The sequence below is a fragment of the Thermocaproicibacter melissae genome, assembly GCF_024498295.1.
GTDB classification, from domain to species: Bacteria; Bacillota; Clostridia; order Oscillospirales; family Acutalibacteraceae; genus Thermocaproicibacter; species Thermocaproicibacter melissae.
Genome location: NZ_CP101827.1, coordinates 974593 through 989905 on the forward strand (window position 1 = coordinate 974593; position 15313 = coordinate 989905).

Annotated in this window: 16 protein-coding genes and 1 other annotated feature; of the genes, 6 read left to right on the top strand and 10 right to left on the bottom strand. The window is 48.9% G+C overall.

Translation table 11 applies throughout. From position 1 onward, the window contains the following. The first annotated feature begins 107 nt into the window (after positions 1-107). The 5 genes from NOG13_RS04820 to rpsR all read left to right on the top strand — a co-directional run bounded on the left by NOG13_RS04820 (position 108) and on the right by rpsR (position 3306). Complete coding sequence (locus tag NOG13_RS04820) at positions 108-1169, top strand: RING finger protein (protein WP_283109456.1); 1062 nt, start codon at positions 108-110, stop codon at positions 1167-1169. 51 nt (positions 1170-1220) lie between these two features. Beyond that, positions 1221-2096, top strand: coding sequence for a UTP--glucose-1-phosphate uridylyltransferase GalU (galU, locus tag NOG13_RS04825; RefSeq protein WP_283109457.1), 876 nt, complete (start codon positions 1221-1223; stop codon positions 2094-2096). 123 nt (positions 2097-2219) lie between these two features. Continuing rightward, positions 2220-2558, top strand: coding sequence for a 30S ribosomal protein S6 (rpsF, locus tag NOG13_RS04830; protein WP_283109458.1), 339 nt, complete (start codon positions 2220-2222; stop codon positions 2556-2558). Between the two features lie 5 nt (positions 2559-2563). Next, entirely contained in the window at positions 2564-3022 is a 459-nt protein-coding gene (locus NOG13_RS04835) for a single-stranded DNA-binding protein (protein ID WP_283109459.1), read from the top strand. 41 nt (positions 3023-3063) lie between these two features. Continuing rightward, positions 3064-3306 carry a 30S ribosomal protein S18 gene (rpsR, locus tag NOG13_RS04840; protein WP_283109460.1) on the top strand — a complete coding sequence of 81 codons (243 nt, stop codon included), beginning with the start codon at positions 3064-3066 and terminating at the stop codon, positions 3304-3306. Between the two features lie 107 nt (positions 3307-3413). On the opposite strand, the gene pyrE is transcribed toward rpsR, so the two are convergent. The 4 genes from pyrE to NOG13_RS04860 form a co-directional block, all read right to left on the bottom strand. Beyond that, complete coding sequence (pyrE, locus tag NOG13_RS04845; RefSeq protein ID WP_283109461.1) at positions 3414-4088, bottom strand: orotate phosphoribosyltransferase; 675 nt, start codon at positions 4086-4088, stop codon at positions 3414-3416. A 47-nt stretch (positions 4089-4135) separates the two neighbouring features. After that, positions 4136-4915, bottom strand: coding sequence for an ABC transporter ATP-binding protein (locus NOG13_RS04850; protein ID WP_283111157.1), 780 nt, complete (start codon positions 4913-4915; stop codon positions 4136-4138). A 7-nt stretch (positions 4916-4922) separates the two neighbouring features. Then, a complete protein-coding gene (locus tag NOG13_RS04855) occupies positions 4923-5843 on the bottom strand; it encodes an ABC transporter permease (RefSeq protein WP_283109462.1) in 921 nt (306 codons plus the stop codon). Between the two features lie 103 nt (positions 5844-5946). Then, positions 5947-6960 carry an ABC transporter substrate-binding protein gene (locus NOG13_RS04860; protein WP_283109463.1) on the bottom strand — a complete coding sequence of 338 codons (1014 nt, stop codon included), beginning with the start codon at positions 6958-6960 and terminating at the stop codon, positions 5947-5949. 136 nt (positions 6961-7096) lie between these two features. Beyond that, positions 7097-7337, bottom strand: a binding site (T-box leader). 234 nt (positions 7338-7571) lie between these two features. Here NOG13_RS04860 and NOG13_RS04865 point away from each other — a divergent pair. Further along, positions 7572-8822: a glycosyltransferase gene (locus NOG13_RS04865; protein ID WP_283109464.1), complete on the top strand. Its 1251-nt coding sequence runs from the start codon at positions 7572-7574 to the stop codon at positions 8820-8822. Positions 8823-8857: 35 nt separating this feature from the next. Here NOG13_RS04865 and NOG13_RS04870 read toward each other — a convergent pair whose 3' ends face one another. The 6 genes from NOG13_RS04870 to NOG13_RS04895 form a co-directional block, all read right to left on the bottom strand. Then, a complete protein-coding gene (locus NOG13_RS04870; protein ID WP_283109465.1) occupies positions 8858-9238 on the bottom strand; it encodes a DUF4363 family protein in 381 nt (126 codons plus the stop codon). Then, on the bottom strand, positions 9235-9912 hold the full coding sequence (locus NOG13_RS04875; RefSeq protein WP_283109466.1) for a DUF421 domain-containing protein: 678 nt from the start codon (positions 9910-9912) through the stop codon (positions 9235-9237). The genes NOG13_RS04870 and NOG13_RS04875 overlap by 4 nt, the downstream gene beginning before the upstream one ends. 129 nt (positions 9913-10041) lie before the next feature. Beyond that, complete coding sequence (locus NOG13_RS04880) at positions 10042-11301, bottom strand: tyrosine-protein kinase domain-containing protein (protein ID WP_283109467.1); 1260 nt, start codon at positions 11299-11301, stop codon at positions 10042-10044. Positions 11302-11313: 12 nt separating this feature from the next. Beyond that, the gene (locus NOG13_RS04885) at positions 11314-12498 is read right to left on the bottom strand and encodes a glycosyltransferase (RefSeq protein ID WP_283109468.1); all 1185 of its coding nucleotides are present in this window, start codon (positions 12496-12498) and stop codon (positions 11314-11316) included. Then, complete coding sequence (locus NOG13_RS04890) at positions 12495-13712, bottom strand: glycosyltransferase (protein WP_283109469.1); 1218 nt, start codon at positions 13710-13712, stop codon at positions 12495-12497. Before NOG13_RS04890 ends, NOG13_RS04885 begins: the two co-directional genes overlap by 4 nt. Further along, a complete protein-coding gene (locus NOG13_RS04895; RefSeq protein WP_283109470.1) occupies positions 13709-15247 on the bottom strand; it encodes an O-antigen polysaccharide polymerase Wzy family protein in 1539 nt (512 codons plus the stop codon). The genes NOG13_RS04890 and NOG13_RS04895 overlap by 4 nt, the downstream gene beginning before the upstream one ends. Positions 15248-15313 lie beyond the last annotated feature (66 nt).

The window sequence follows — 15313 nt, forward strand, 5'->3', positions numbered from 1 at the left end:
GAGATGTTAGAATTTGTGAATGTATTGAAAACTTCCAGCGGAAATCGTTGAAGTTTTCTGTTGTTTTCGTTACAATGAAATATATAGTGGATAGGAGGTTTTGGATAATGAATTTTACTGGGATGAAATGTCCCATCTGCGAAAAGCCTTTTTCTGCAGGTGATGATATTGTAGTCTGCCCACAGTGCGGAGCACCCTACCATAGGGAGTGCTACAAAAAAGTTGGGCAGTGTATTTATACCGACCGTCACGGAACGCCTGACGCATGGCATCCGCCGGAACACGAGGAGTCGCCTCAGGAGGAAACAAAGCGCTGCCCCCGCTGCGGTGCGGTCAACGCTAAAGATGCGCTTTTTTGTGCGCACTGCGGTCACTCCTTTTCCGAGGTAAATACACCTCCGAGGGATACCTCCTTTCCATATCAGAATCAGGACCGGGAAAATCAGGAGCAGAGGTACGGTTGGGGAATTCCGCCCCAGAACGGTTATCCGCCGCAGAATGGCAACAATATACCGCCAGACTATGGTTTTCCTTTTTTGTTCGACCCGCTGGGCGGCGTTTCCCCCAATGAACCGATAGAAGGAATTCCGGCCGGTGACATAGCAAAATTCGTTCAGGGCAACACACCGTATTACCTGCCGGTCTTTATGGCAATCAGCCGTTTCGGCAGAAACCGGTTTAACTTTTCGGCTTTCCTTCTCCAAGGAATCTGGATGCTTTACCGCAAAATGTATTGGATTGGCAGTATATTCACCGCTTTGCAGGCAGTGCTCTTTTCGGCATACATCATTGTTTCCAGGGATTACACTGCTCCGCTTTACCAGAAGCTCTTTGCTCTCGCCGGCGTCACAACCAACGATTATTACTCGATGACGACAGCTCAGCAAAACGCATTGATGAATCTAATTGCTCAGCTTTCCCCGCTTCAAAAGCTGGTTGTAATTTCACCGATGCTGTTCTTCTTGGGCCAGATTGCCATCATGCTGATCTCCGGCATCCTCGCCAATCGGCTATATCTGAAAAACTGCGTTACTCAAATCAAAAAAATCCAAGCGGAAACGGAAAATCCAAGTGACTATTCGATTCGTCTTCAACAGGAAGGCGGCATGAATACCGTGCTTGCCACTACGCTTGTATTATGCTTCTTCCTTCTTATTTACATTCTTTAACTGAGCTGATTCTTAGCTGAGCTGATTTTACGAACAGGAGTTGTTTATTTTATGAAAGTTACAAAAGCAGTCATTCCCGCGGCGGGACTCGGTACCCGCGTTCTGCCGGCAACAAAGTCCATGCCTAAGGAAATGCTTCCGATTGTGGACAAGCCTGCAATTCAATACATTGTAGAAGAAGCGGTCCGCGCTGGAATCACGGATATTCTGATTATTACGAACCGCGGCAAGGGATTGATTGAGGACCATTTTGACCGCGCTCCGGAACTAGAGTCCAGGCTGGAATCCGGTGGACTTGAAAAGCAGAAAATTCTCGATAAAATCGTTGACATAGCTCACATGGCCAACATCTATTTTGTCCGCCAAAAAGAGACACGCGGCCTCGGGCATGCCGTCAGCAAGGCAAAATCTTTTGTCGGCAACGAACCGTTTGCTGTGCTCTACGGCGACGACGTTATTATCGGAGAAGACCCTGCCTGCGGGCAGCTGATTCGCGCCTATGAAGAATACGGGCTCTGCGTCGTAGGTGTAAACAAGGTCTCAAAAGAGGCAATTACGAAATACAGTTCCCTGAAAGTTGAGCCCCTACACGACAACATTTTCCGCTGCACGGATATGATTGAAAAACCGTCACCGGACAAGATTATGTCGCTTTACTCCATTCTCGGGCGCTGTGTGCTGACTCCGGATATTTTTGATATTCTGGAAAACACGGAACCTGGTGCAGGCAATGAAATTCAGCTGACCGACGCCATGCGCACGCTTGCCCGCAGAGACGGTATGATTGCTGTGGACTTTACCGGCACCCGCTATGACATGGGCAATAAACTCGGCATCATGAAAGCGCAGGTTGAAGTCGCACTGAATCATCCTGAAATCGGGAATGACTTCCGAGCCTATCTGAAAGAAATTGCGAAAACACTTTGAGCAAAATATTTGCTTGACGCAGACTTTTTCGGCTGATATAATATTTTAGGTTAACCCTAAATGGGTTTTATCCTTGCTCCCGGCGGCAACGGGGGCCTAAAGTCCAAAAGGAGGTGTAAATCAATGCCCGAAGTCAAAAATTCCTATGAAACAGTGTTTATCCTGTCCACGAAGCTCGGAGAAGAAGGCATTGCTGCCACAGTAAACAAGTTCAAAGAACTGATTGCTGCTCATGGCACGATTGACAATGTCGACGAGTGGGGCAAGCGCAGACTCGCCTATCCTATCAACAAAGAAGAAGAAGGCTACTACACGCTTATCAGTTTCACAAGTGCTCCGGAATTCACTGCAGAGCTTGACCGCGTCTATAACATCACAGACGGCGTTCTCCGTTCTCTGATTGTTAAGAAGGAGAAAGAAGCTCCCAGCAAGCCGAAAGCCGAAGAGAAAAAGGAAGCGTGAATGAAATGCTGAATGTTGCTGTTTTGATGGGGCGTTTGGTCGCGGATCCGGAACTGAGGCAGACACCGAACGGTGTTTCCGTAACCAGCTTTACTCTGGCCGTAGACCGTTCTTATGTGAAGTCCGGTGCTGAGCGCCAGACGGATTTCATTGATATTGTCGCTTGGCGCAATACCGCCGAGTTTGTCTGCAAGTACTTCCGGAAAGGTCAGCTTGTGGCCGTTCAGGGGTCGATCCAGACAAGGTCTTACACCGACAAAGAAGGCAACAAACGCAAAGCTTTCGAAATCGTCGCGGACAATGTTCATTTCGCCGAGCCGAAGCGTGACGGAGTTTCCAGCACAAACCACTTCGCTGGTCCGGATAATCTGGCCAGTCAGACGGAGCGGCCGGCTCCCGCATATTCCAGCGGCAATGCGGATGATTTTGAAGAAATTCCGTCCGACGACGACCTGCCGTTCTAACAAAACGGCCTGATTTGTTTGATAGAAAGGAGAATTATCTCATGGCTGATAAAAATGATCGTCCCGGTGGACGCAAAGGCCGCAGAAAGGTCTGCAGCTTCTGCGTCGACAAAGTCGAGACCATTGACTACAAGGATGTTGCAAAACTGCGCCGTTACATTTCCGAGCGCGCTAAGATTCTTCCCCGCCGTGTTACCGGAACCTGCGCACATCATCAGCGTCAGTTGACTGTCGCGATTAAGCGTGCGCGTCATCTCGCACTTTTGCCCTTCAGCAGCGACTGATTTCATTCTGGACTTAAAAACGATGCAGCCGAAAGACTGCATCGTTTTTTGTTGCCAATCTTGCAAAAACAGCCGGAGTGTCGCCATAACGCTCCGGCTGTTCTTATTTACTGAACACAATACTGCTCGAGGTAAGCTTCCATTCTTGCTTTCTGCACATCATCCAAATAGACGCGGCCGTCAATCTCTTTGCCATATAGTGCATCAATAATCTCACGCACTGTAACAATCGGATAGGTTTTCAGGCCGAACTCTTCATAGATTTCCGCCGCCGGCGTCTTGTTTGTCTTTCCACGCTCCATGCGGTCAACCGCAACAACCAAACCGACCACCTGAACTTTCGCCGCAGCCTGCAGCAGCGGAATGGTCTCGCGGACTGAGGTGCCGGCCGTAATCACATCTTCAATGATGACAACGCGGTCCCCGTCTTTCGGCTTGCAACCGACCAGATTTCCGCCCTCGCCGTGATCTTTGCTCTCTTTGCGGTTAAAGCAGTAGTTTACGTCTTTCCCGTATTGTTTGTAGAGTGAAATCGAAGCGGCAACGGAAAGAGGAATTCCCTTGTAGGCCGGACCAAATAGGATATCGAAATCCTCCTTGATGTTTCGGTGGATGCACTCGGCATAATAATCCCCCAGTTTCGCAATCTGCGAGCCGGTGCGGTAGTTGCCTGTATTGATGAAATATGGGGTTTTGCGGCCGCTTTTCGTTATAAAATCGCCGAAAGTCAGTGCACCAGCTTTCACCATGAATTCAATGAATTGTTGTTTGTATGCTTCCATATCCGAAATCCTTTCTTTGTCCATACAGCTTACTCAGAAAAGGCTGTTCAGATTGAATTTCCATCCTCCAGGCTGATTTCGTCGAAACGTGCGGTCAGGTCACGAATTTCCAGCTTTTCTTTTTCTTCGCCTTCGCAGTCCAAAACAATGGTACCGCGGTGCATCATCAGCAGGCGGTCTCCATAGGCTAAGGCGTATTTCAGGTTATGCGTCACCATCAGTGCGGTAAGGTTTTTCTCCCGAATAAACCGGTCTGTCAGTTCCATGACATTTTCGCTTGATTTTGGGTCAAGCGCGGCTGTATGTTCGTCGAGAATCAGCAGTTCAATCGGCGTCAAGGTACAAATCAGCAAAGCCAGCGCCTGACGCTGACCGCCGGAAAGACTCGCTACCGGCACATTCAGTTTATCCTCCAAACCAAGGTGAAGCAGTTCCAGTTGAGAACGGTAAAAATCAATGCGCTTGCGTGAAACGCCGGGCGTGAGGCCGAAGCGCTTGCCCTTGTTGTCCGCAAGCGACAAATTTTCAAGAATCGTCAGTTCCGGGCAGGTTCCCGCCGCGGGGTTCTGAAATACACGGCCGATAAAGCGGGAATGTTGAAATTCGGGAAGGTGGCTAATTTCTCTGCCGTTCACTTTGATTTCACCGGCATCCGGAGTCACGCTGCCGCAGAGAAGGTTCAGAACTGTCGTCTTGCCCGAACCGTTGCTCCCGATGACGGAAACAAACGAGCCTTTGCGGATGGAAAGGTTGAAATCGTGGAACAGCGAAACTTCGCTGATGGTTCCCTGATTGAAAACCTTATCAATGTGTTTGAGTTCCACCAGAATTTCTTCAGATTTGTGTTGGGTTGACATCTGGTTTCTTCCTCCTTCCACCCGTAGGTGCAAGATTATTGAGTACAAGCGCAACGGTCAGAAGGACCGCCATAAGGAGATTCAAGTCATCGGCGGGCAGACCAAGCTGCATTGCCAGCACCAAGCAAAGCTTATAGACGACAGTTCCCAAAATCACGGCAAGCGTAATCGACATAAACTTCAAACGTCCGAAAATGCTGGTGCCGATGATGACGGCGGCAAGCGCCATGACGACCATGCCGGACCCGCTCCAGATGTTGGCCGAACCGGAACGCTGGCTGAGGATAGATCCTGCCAGTGCCGTACAGCCGTTGCCGATCATCAGGCCGAGGATTTTCATATTTCCCGGGTCTTTTCCGAGAGAAACGACATACTGCGGATTATCCCCCGCCGCACGGAGCAGCAACCCGGTCTTGGTCTTTAGGAAAAGGTCAACCAGAATCTTCACAGCCACACAGCAAAGCAGTGCAAGGCCGGCATACGCCCAGTTCTGCGCGGACTTCGGAACTTTTGCCATAAGCCCTGTTTTGAAAATTGTTCCCATGTTGTAATACGCGAGCATGGATTTTCCGCCCGTGACGATCAGGTTCACGCTTCCGAGCGCCGTCATGACTAAGATTCCGGAAAGGAGGTCCGTAATGTGCAGGCGAACATGGAGCAAGCCCGTGATTCCGCCCGCGACGGCACCGCACAAGAACGCAATCACACACGCGACCCACGGATTTACACCTGCAAGAATCAGCGCACCCGTGACACAGGCGCCGAGCGGAAACGTACCGTCCACCGAAAGGTCTGGAAAATTCAATACCGAATAGGTGACATAAACGCCGATGGCCATGATGGCGTAGATAAAGCCCTCCATCAGGACGTCGTTTGCTAAACCGAGGAAAATATCCATGTGGCAGTATCACAGCTTTCCTAATAGAATTAAGAGGGTATGAAGTGCAGCATGGCCGGAGCAGGAATCCCCTACCCCGGCTATTGCTGAGAATAAATGTCTATCAGTCTACGGCTTCGGCTCCGGAATATTCGGAGGGAAGCGTAATGCCGAACTTTTCCAATGCAGATTTATTATAAACCGGTTTTCCTTCCGTAACAACATAAACCGGTGTTTCGGACGCTGTGGCTTCTCCTTTGAGAATCTTGGCAGCGATTTTTCCGGTTTCCTTGCCGAGAGCAACATAGTCAATGCTTTCGGCCGCAAGGCATCCGTTTTTCACCTGCTGTACTTCGGAACCGAACACGGGGATATTGGCCGCGTCGGTCGCCTGCAGCAGCGTGGAAAGGTTGTTGACGACATTATTGTCAGTAAAGTTGTTGACACAATCGACTTTCTTCGCAACAAGCGAAGCAGCACCGGAAGCCACCTGAGAAGAATTTGTGATTCCGATGTCTACAACTTCAAAATTATATTTTGGAGCAATCTCTTTGAGTTTCGCAAGCTGAGAAACGGAGTTCGGCTCACTCGTTGTATAAAGAACGCCGATTTTCTTTGCATTCGGCAGGAACGCGCGGATCATTTTGACCTGAGCTTCCAGCGGAAGGACATCGCAAGAACCGGTGCAGTTGCTTTCCGGTTTCTCTAGGGAACTGACCAGCTGCGCACTTACGGGGTCAGAAACAGCAGTAAACACCACCGGAATGTTGGAATTCTGCGCCGCACTGTAGGCAGACATGGCAGCCGGCGTCGCTACTGCCGCAATCATGTCATATTTTTTGGACACCATGGTCTGTGCCATTAAGTCGGATTTTGAATTATCTCCCTGTGCATTTTGAAAGTCGATTGTAAGGTTCTTTCCTTCTTCATATCCGCCTTCTTTGAGGCCTTCCAGAAAACCCTTGTAGCAGTCGTCGAGCGACGGATGCGTTGCGTACTGAATCACACCGATTGCCGCTTGATTCCCGTCACCCGATTTTGCAGATGCGTTCTCTCCCGAAGAAGAGCAAGCGGTGAATGATGTTATGAGTGTGAGTGCCATGCCTGCGGCAAGCGCTTTCTTTATAAACTGATTCATACGTGAATTCCTCCTGAAATTCTCAAAGAATAGGGTCGTGGTAGATTGATTCTTACGATTTTGCCAGTGCCAGCCATCTTTCATTGGCACCACCCCCTCTTGCTAGTAAAACAAAAACTCCTGTCCCTGTAATTTTTACAGGGACAGGAGTGAATCCTGCGGTACCACCCTATTTGGCCGAAGCCCTCTCGTTCCGTACACAAACATGTACGCTTCCTTGGTAACGGGTGAAGTTCCCGTCACGGATTACTTGGTTTTGCCGTTCTTCCGTGCCCTCGTAAGCCCATTCGCCCGAAATGTTCCGCCGCAATCCCACCGCCTGCGGCTCTCTTTGTGCACATTTTCCTCGGGTTACTACTCTTACTCAACGGTTTTCCTATTTGTCGTTATTATATGCTCGGTGCGGCGTTTTGTCAAGAATTTAATTGCAGATTTTCAACCGATTACCAGATTTCCGCATAGAAAATGATTTCACTTTTCACCTTGTCGATCGCCGCGAGGCTTATCTTCCTGTGGTTCCAGTCGCTATCCTTAAAGCAAATGCACCTAGGTTGAATTCCTTGGTGCTGTATGTTATGCTTATTTTATGCTGTTTTGGGAGTTGAAAAGAAATGAAAAGCCGCCTCGTTTTTTTGACGAAGACATTCCCGTTTGCATCGGGCGAAGAATTCATTGAAAATGAGCTCCCCGCCTTAGCGCAACGATTTGATAAAGTGATTTTGATTGCAACCTCCGTACCAGACGCCGCAAAACAAACACGCAGCGTTCCCGAAAACGTTGAGATACACAAAATTTACGCTTCCGACGTCAACAAAGCCCTGCTTCGTTCTGCCGCGGGCTATTTCTTTCACATACCGAAGGAATATGAAAGCGACGCGGATAAGCTGGCGATTGGACACTCGCCGGAAAAGCGCCTGTTTCGTGCATACTTTCTCGCAAAAGGCCTTACAGTTGCGAAAAAGGCCTCAGCGATTCTTGAAAAGACAGACATTTCGCAGGCTGACGGCATAACATTTTACAGCTACTGGTTTTACGATACTGCACTCGCGGCAATTAAGCTGAAGCAAAACTGCAAAGCACGCAAATGCCATGCTTACAGCCGAGCGCACCGCTACGATTTATATCCTGAGTTCAGCCCTGTAAAATACTTGCCGCTTCGTCCTTATCTTCTGGATAACCTTAACGGTGTGTTCCCATGTTCTGAGGACGGAACTTGCTATTTGAAGCGCTCCTTCCCTGAGCTAGCGGCTAAAATTTCAACCCGTTACCTCGGAACAGCAGACCACGGTATGGGACCAGATGAAGAAGACGGCGTTTTCCGTATTGCAAGCTGCTGTCACATCTCACCAGTTAAACGCGTGGAACTTCTGGCACAGGCACTTGCGGAACTAAATCACAGCGAACTCCATCTGGAATGGATTCACTTTGGAGGCGGCAGTGAATTGGAATCTCTGAAACAATATGCCGCTGAAAACCTCAGTTTCATGAAAGTAACTTTTGCCGGAGAAACCGCTAACTCGGATTTAATGAAATTTTACCAGCAAAACCGGGTGGACTTATTTGTCAACACGAGCACCTCAGAAGGTTTGCCGGTTAGCATTATGGAAGCCTGTTCGTTTGGAATTCCTATCGCCGCAACCGACGTAGGCGGCACACGGGAGATTGTACACGACGGTGAAAATGGCTATCTGCTTGACAGCAACCTAAGCCCGAAGATTTTGGCGGAAACGATAGCTTCCTTCTGCCGCAAGACGAAGGAAGAGCGAGCTGCCATGCGCAGAGCTTCCCGGGAAATCTGGGAAAAGAACTTCAACGCTTCCGAAAACTATGAAAACTTTGCACGGAATATTTATCCGAAATAAAGAAATGCTGCCCGAAAAAGGGCAGCATTTCTTTTTTAGAACACATTCTCAAGACTAGGTGCCACAGATTCCTCCAAGCTGGAGATGAGCGTCAGGCCGCGGTCACATTCCGAAAGGAAGGTATCCTTTGCGCCGTTGAGACAAAGCTCCGGCAAAAGGGCTAAGGTTTGGTCAATTTCTTCCAGGTCACTGTGTATCATATAGACGCAAAGCACGCTGTGTGCCTTTTTCCAATTGTTTTTTGCGGTGATGCTGAGCTGATACGCCGCATTTACGTCACCGCGTTTCTCCGCAGCCTTTGCTTCTTCAACCGTCTGTGTCATTTGCGTTGTAATCTGCCTTGTATAAGAAATCCCCATGACGCAGGTTGCTATGACAAGTGTAAGGAGTGCCAGAGCAATCCACAGTCGTTTCATTTCGTTTGGTCTCTCCTCACAATCAAGTAATCGCCTTTCGCATTTGCTGTCATCAGAAACACATCGGAAAGTATAATTCCCTCATTCTCCAAAATGTTTTCCACCCAATTTCGGGTCTGTCGGCACAAAGCCAAAGAGTAATCGGAAATCACGCCGTCGCTTATCACGACGGTTTCCAGCCCCTTATCCGGCTCTACGACGTTCAGAGCGCCTGCTGTTGGCTGTTCCTTTTCCGGCGTCTTGATGACGCTCATTTTTCCGTTTGTCTCCACAATGGCATAGGCGACGTCTTTGATGCTGAAAACGTCCTTCTCGCGCAGCTGCTCAAAAAGATCCTCCGTCGTCATGCGCAGCCGGCGCATCTCATCCTGCTGGATCTTCCCGTCGTATATCACAATAATCGGACGTCCACAAATCAATTTGCGAAACATCGGGAGCTTGACCATGAGGGCTGACACAACAATTTCGCTTATCACGAGAGCAACAATCGGAATCAGGCCGTTGATCAACGGCTGGCCCGTCTCCTGCATCGGAACGGACGCCAGGTTTGAAATGAGCAGCGTGACAACAAGTTCACTCGTCTGCATTTCACTGATCTGCCTTTTCCCCATCAACCGTACGGCCGCCATGACAATCGCATAAAGGATAACCGTACGAATCAATGATATCGTCATTTGCATCACCTGCCCTTTAGTATGGGAGAAAAAGGCAGGATTATGCCGCCGGCAGATTTTTGCAACAAGACACAAAAATGCGTTCCGTGCAGATCGCACGGAACGCATTCAAATTATAGTATGAATTTGTTACACGCTTGCAACAACGAAGCCCGCAACGTTTCCGCCGGCTTCTGTTGTTCTGCGCAGCGCATCCCGAAGCGCCACATAGGAGGTAGAACCGAATTTTACGTTCAGAATGACCGCTTCGGAAGCGGCAGCCAGATTTTCCGCATCCGGGTACCTCGTGGACGACGGAGCATAGACAATAAGATAATCACAGAGTTTCTTCGCCTCGGCGGTAAAGTTCGCGAATCCCTTTGCAAAAAGGTCTGCCGGACTTTCTTCCGCTTTTGCACCGCACACGACGGAAAGGCCCGGAACCCCTTTTACCTCTGCAACAGCATCCGTTAGCCCGCAGGTTCCGGACAGCACATCGTTGAAAGTCTTTTTCGGCTGGAGTTGGAACATACCTGCCAACTTCGGTTCACGCAGGTCTCCGTCAGCAAGAAGCACCCGCTTTCCGGTGCGTGCCAGCGAAACAGCGAGGCCGGCGGCTGTTTCTGCGCCCTCGTCGCCGTCTGAAACACTTTCCACAACGATGCACGCTGCGTTATCCAGTTTATGAAGCGCTGCGGCACGAATTCTACGGAATGCATCTTCTTTCGCTTCTCGACCGCCGCTGTGCGGAATTTCCCCAAGAAGGTCAATCTTCAAAGCTTCCTCCGCAAAGCGGGTGTTTCGCACCGAGCGGTCGCCTAGGATACAAATTAGCCCATAAATTACGTAAATCAAGAAGCCGAGGATTGCGCCTAGAATTCCGGCTTTTAGCACAGCGGACTTAGAGGAGCTTGCTTTTGCCGGCTGTGCTTTATCGGTCAAAGTCGCCGTCAGCTTTGGAGAAGGGAACTGCTGAGCAATACCGTCCGCCAAAATCTGAGCGGCTGTGTCGGAAATCTCTGCTGCACGGCCTGCGCTTTGTGTTTGAACCGTAATCTTGACCACGGGCGCTGAAAGGACTTGTTCCCCGGCAATGCTAATGATTTCCGAAGAATCAATGCCTAACTTCTCAGCGGTTTTTTCGATAAGAGAATGAGTATTTGCTTGGGCAACTGCCGTTTGGACCCTAGAAGCTAAAATGTTCGTATACTGGAGGCGGTAATCCGTTCCGGCATCCTCCGGAATATCACAGCTCAGCGTAATGGTGGAATTGGCAGAATAAGTACGATGGAACAGTTTCAACGACAGTAAAGAACAGGCAACGCCAAAAACGATGACTACAACAAGGAATCGAATCCAAGTTCTTTTGAAAAAGTGCATGATTTCCGAAAAGCTGACAAAGAGTTCCATTGGTGGTACCTCCTAATTCTTTTCTTCCGTATGAGCGCCCGCAAATTCAAGCACACGCTTCATGATGGACTTCCAGTCATAATGATCCTTCGCAAACTGATGTTCTGCGAACGGAAGGTTGGGGTCAGAACGGCATTCCTGTACGAAGCGAACTACGGCTTCCATATCCACCGGTGTGCTGTCGTTTGGGACTTGAAGTGCAAATTTAACCTTTTGGTCTTCCAGCGAATCTTCGCAGGTATAGATATACGGCAAACCTTTTGCGCAGTATTCTCTGGCTTTCAGGGAAGAACAAGATTGCAGCCCGCGGCGGTAACAGCCAAGTTTTGAAACGCCGACATCGGCGCGGGCATATATCTCATCGAGTTCTTTGCCTGTCTTAAAGCCGGGACATTCCACATCGTCCTCAAGGCCGTATTTCTGAATCAAAGCACGGAAATCCGGCATTTCTTTCGCATCGCCGCCGACTAAGATGAAACGAATCCGCGGCAGGCGATTGGGGTTTGCCTTCTTGTAAAGGTACATTCCCTCAAGGATGCGGTCATACGCCTGCCACCACAGAGTTCCCGCGACACCAACCAGGACGATTTCATTGGGGTTCGTCTTCTGCGGAACCGGCTGCATTGCATCTACGTCGATGCCGTTGCTGATGTTCATGGCTTTCACGCCGAAAAAGCTGTCTGCGTGGTTCCCGATAAGTATCACAGCGTCCACCAACCCACGGAGGAAAAGGCCGGAAAGCCTATCCTCCGCCGCGAAGCCGAGCACACGGCACCGCTGCAACGCACGTTTCGTGAATTGAGGGACGTCGTTGACGCTATTGATGTAATCGGCAAGATACGGGTAATTCGGCAATTCAAGAATCACACGCTGCGCGCCATTCTTTCGGGCTATGCGGCAGATACGTATGATGTCAAAGCTGATGCGGTCAAGCCGGATATAAAGGACATCAAACCGATGAGAGGAAAGGTACTCCTCCGCCACCTTCGCAAATTGTTTCATCAATCCTCTTCCGCCGGCAATTGTCTTGATTTCCGTCTGATCTCCCGTAGTAAAACGGTACTCATTTCCGCGAAACAGCGAGTAGGTCACATCATAGCCAAGCTGTTCAAACGCGTGGACCTGCCACCGTATTTTGCGGACTACGCCGACATATAGCAGTGCATCTTCTTGAAAAGTCAAATACATAAGTTTCATTTGCTAATCTCTCCGTAAAATCTATGAAAATTATCGGCAGCATTGAATTTTTCCTTCCAGACACGTCGGGCATTCCGGCAAAGCGTGTGATACTCGTCATCGTTCATGGTGCGAATCTTGCCGATGGCATTGAGAAATTCCTGCGATGTAAAATTCTTCGGAATCAGGAAGCCGTTTGTACCATTCTCAATAATTTCGTGTGTTCCCCCCACGTCGGTCGCAACTACTGGAATTCCGAACGAAGCGGCCTCCATAATCGAAACCGGAATTCCTTCACTTGAGCTTACATTGACAAATGCAGAAATATCATTGCTGTGGTAATAGGCTAAAATTTCTTCGTTGCCGCGTGTGCCTAAAAACTCTGCTTTCACATTCTTGGGAAGCTGCGACGCAGCTTGGCGGATTTCTTTCTCAAGCGGTCCGGAACCGATATGCGTCCAGATGATGGGGTAATCTACCTGCTTTAGTGCTTCGATAATCCGGTGTACCCGTTTGACGGGCACGAGGTAAGAGCAGGAAACAATGTGAAACGATTCCCGTTTCTGCGGCCCTTCCCCATAGTCTTCCGTGCCGAGATAGGCACAAGTGATTTTCGCCGCATCCTTTCCAGCTTCTTTTTTCAGCACCGATTCCCCGTCCACGGAACATGGATAAATGTGGTCTAGGTTTTTGAACAGATACTTTCGCATGGGAAGATAGGAGTCCTTTGCTCGCTCCTTGTAGATATCAAACCCATGTGCTCGTGAAATAACGCGGACAGATACTCCATTTTTGCGAAGAATGGAAGCAAAGAGTACTCCTGCCGCAGCCGCATCGTACAACCAATAGCTGTAAATGACTACGCTGTCACCTGGATGAAAGGATACAGCCTGTTTCAACGCATTGGAAATCTCCTGCGCATTCTTCATAAAAAACAGGAGTTCGTGCACGCGATCCAGTGTCAGCTTTTTTTCACGAAGAAGTCGGAAGCACTCTGCCAGAATACATGGGCGAAACACAAGGCGCAGATACTGTTTTTTCCCTAATGTAACCCGATGAAGCGGAATACATTCGATTCCTTCTGGCAGCTTTCTTGTCTTTTCGGATGACTCGCTGAGGCTGCACGGGCAGACATAAATCTTATCGAATCCATCTGCATAATTTAGTTCGGGAGAAAGGAAACTCTCCCCGGTTCCGTAGGGAAACGAATTCGTTAAGAGCAGCAATACTTTCATGTCAGTTCCTCCGAGGAAGGTGACGAAGCAGCACGGACTTTCCGCAGATGCGGCGCCAAGCCAGCAAGAAACAGAGCCGCAAAATAGACCGCAATGTAATACGCGAGATAAGTAATGCTGAAAACATCGATGACCCAAGAGAATGTGAGATTGCGCGGAATGTAAACAAAATCCTTGAGCGCAATCAGCCCCATCGCAATGACGACCCAGTTGCGGGTGAGCAAGGAAGAAAAGAAACGGAAAATGACGCCAACCATCGCGCTCACAATCACAACGCCTGCCATGCCGTAAGCGACATAGGCTTCCGCAACAAACGATGTACCGAAACCACCGCCGGAAAGATAATAAGCCGGATTGACCATGAACGTAATGACATGTGCAAAATTGTGGGTAGAAGAAACAAAACGGATATTCTGCCCTTCCGTAATGGGAGCAAACCCAAAGATAGAACTGAGCAGGACATTGTTATGAACATATTTTTCAAACGGATAGAACAGATACTGGTAAGCTGTCTGATGGTCAAAACGGTTCCAACAGTTGACCGTTTGAATCACAACGCGGAAACTGGCTCCCTGCGAATAAATGAAATCTCCAATCGTAGCGAAGAAGCCCTTCGCCGTAAACGAGGAACCGTTTCTTATCAAGGCAACCAGTTGCATCATATAGGCGCTGACTGCACAGAACAGCACCACAAGCAAAATCTTTTTCTTTGATAATGCAAGCTTGCCTTTTCTGCTCAATACGACCCGAAGAAACGCATATATGAGCAGCATAAGCAATTCGCAGACAAAAATGTTTCGCCGTCCCGTAAACAGAGAAGTAAGCATATAGGCGCTATAAATGACCAACGGGAACCACATCTGCTTCCGATTTGGGAGTGTTGCAAGAAACACGGCAAACGACGGAGCAAAAAAGGCAGACATTCGGCTGATAACGGAAGGAACCGAAGAGTTATTCATGACGTAAGAACCGCGGTAACCGTGCTGAAAGACAAGGAGTATTATCTGAAACAGCATGTAGAACGATGCTACCGAACTGAACAGCAACACGACGACGCTGATTTGCCGAATGATTGGTATAATGGGGCTTTGGGTGACTGCTTGTACACCTTTTTCACAGATAGCCCTTTCCCGTTTCCAGAAAAGCGGCGCTGCAAGTTTGTAGGCAGCATAAACCGTGAGCTGTGCGACGGTAACAATCATCAGCGCAAGAAAAAGATTATAGAAATTTTCCGCTTCGAGGTATGAGAGAATCATGGAGTAGCACCTTAAAAAAACGCTGTACACGCGTCCGAGGAGCAGCAGATCATAAGAGAACATAAACAAAATTAGCGGAAAATCGCGCCTGGCATTTCGGAATAAATTCTGAAAAATTGCAATATTCAAAACCGCATTGGCAACAAACACCGTGCAGGCCGCTGTTTCCTCACTGCCGACAACCGCCATCAGGCAGGCTGTAAGCATCAGGCACAGAGCAGTGCCGAAAAAAATCGTATCCCAAATTAAATGTTTCGCGTTTAGCCGATCTGCTGACATGAATTCACCCTCCGGACTTTTCGTGAAAAAATTATTACTAGCAATTATATCACGATTGTCACCGAC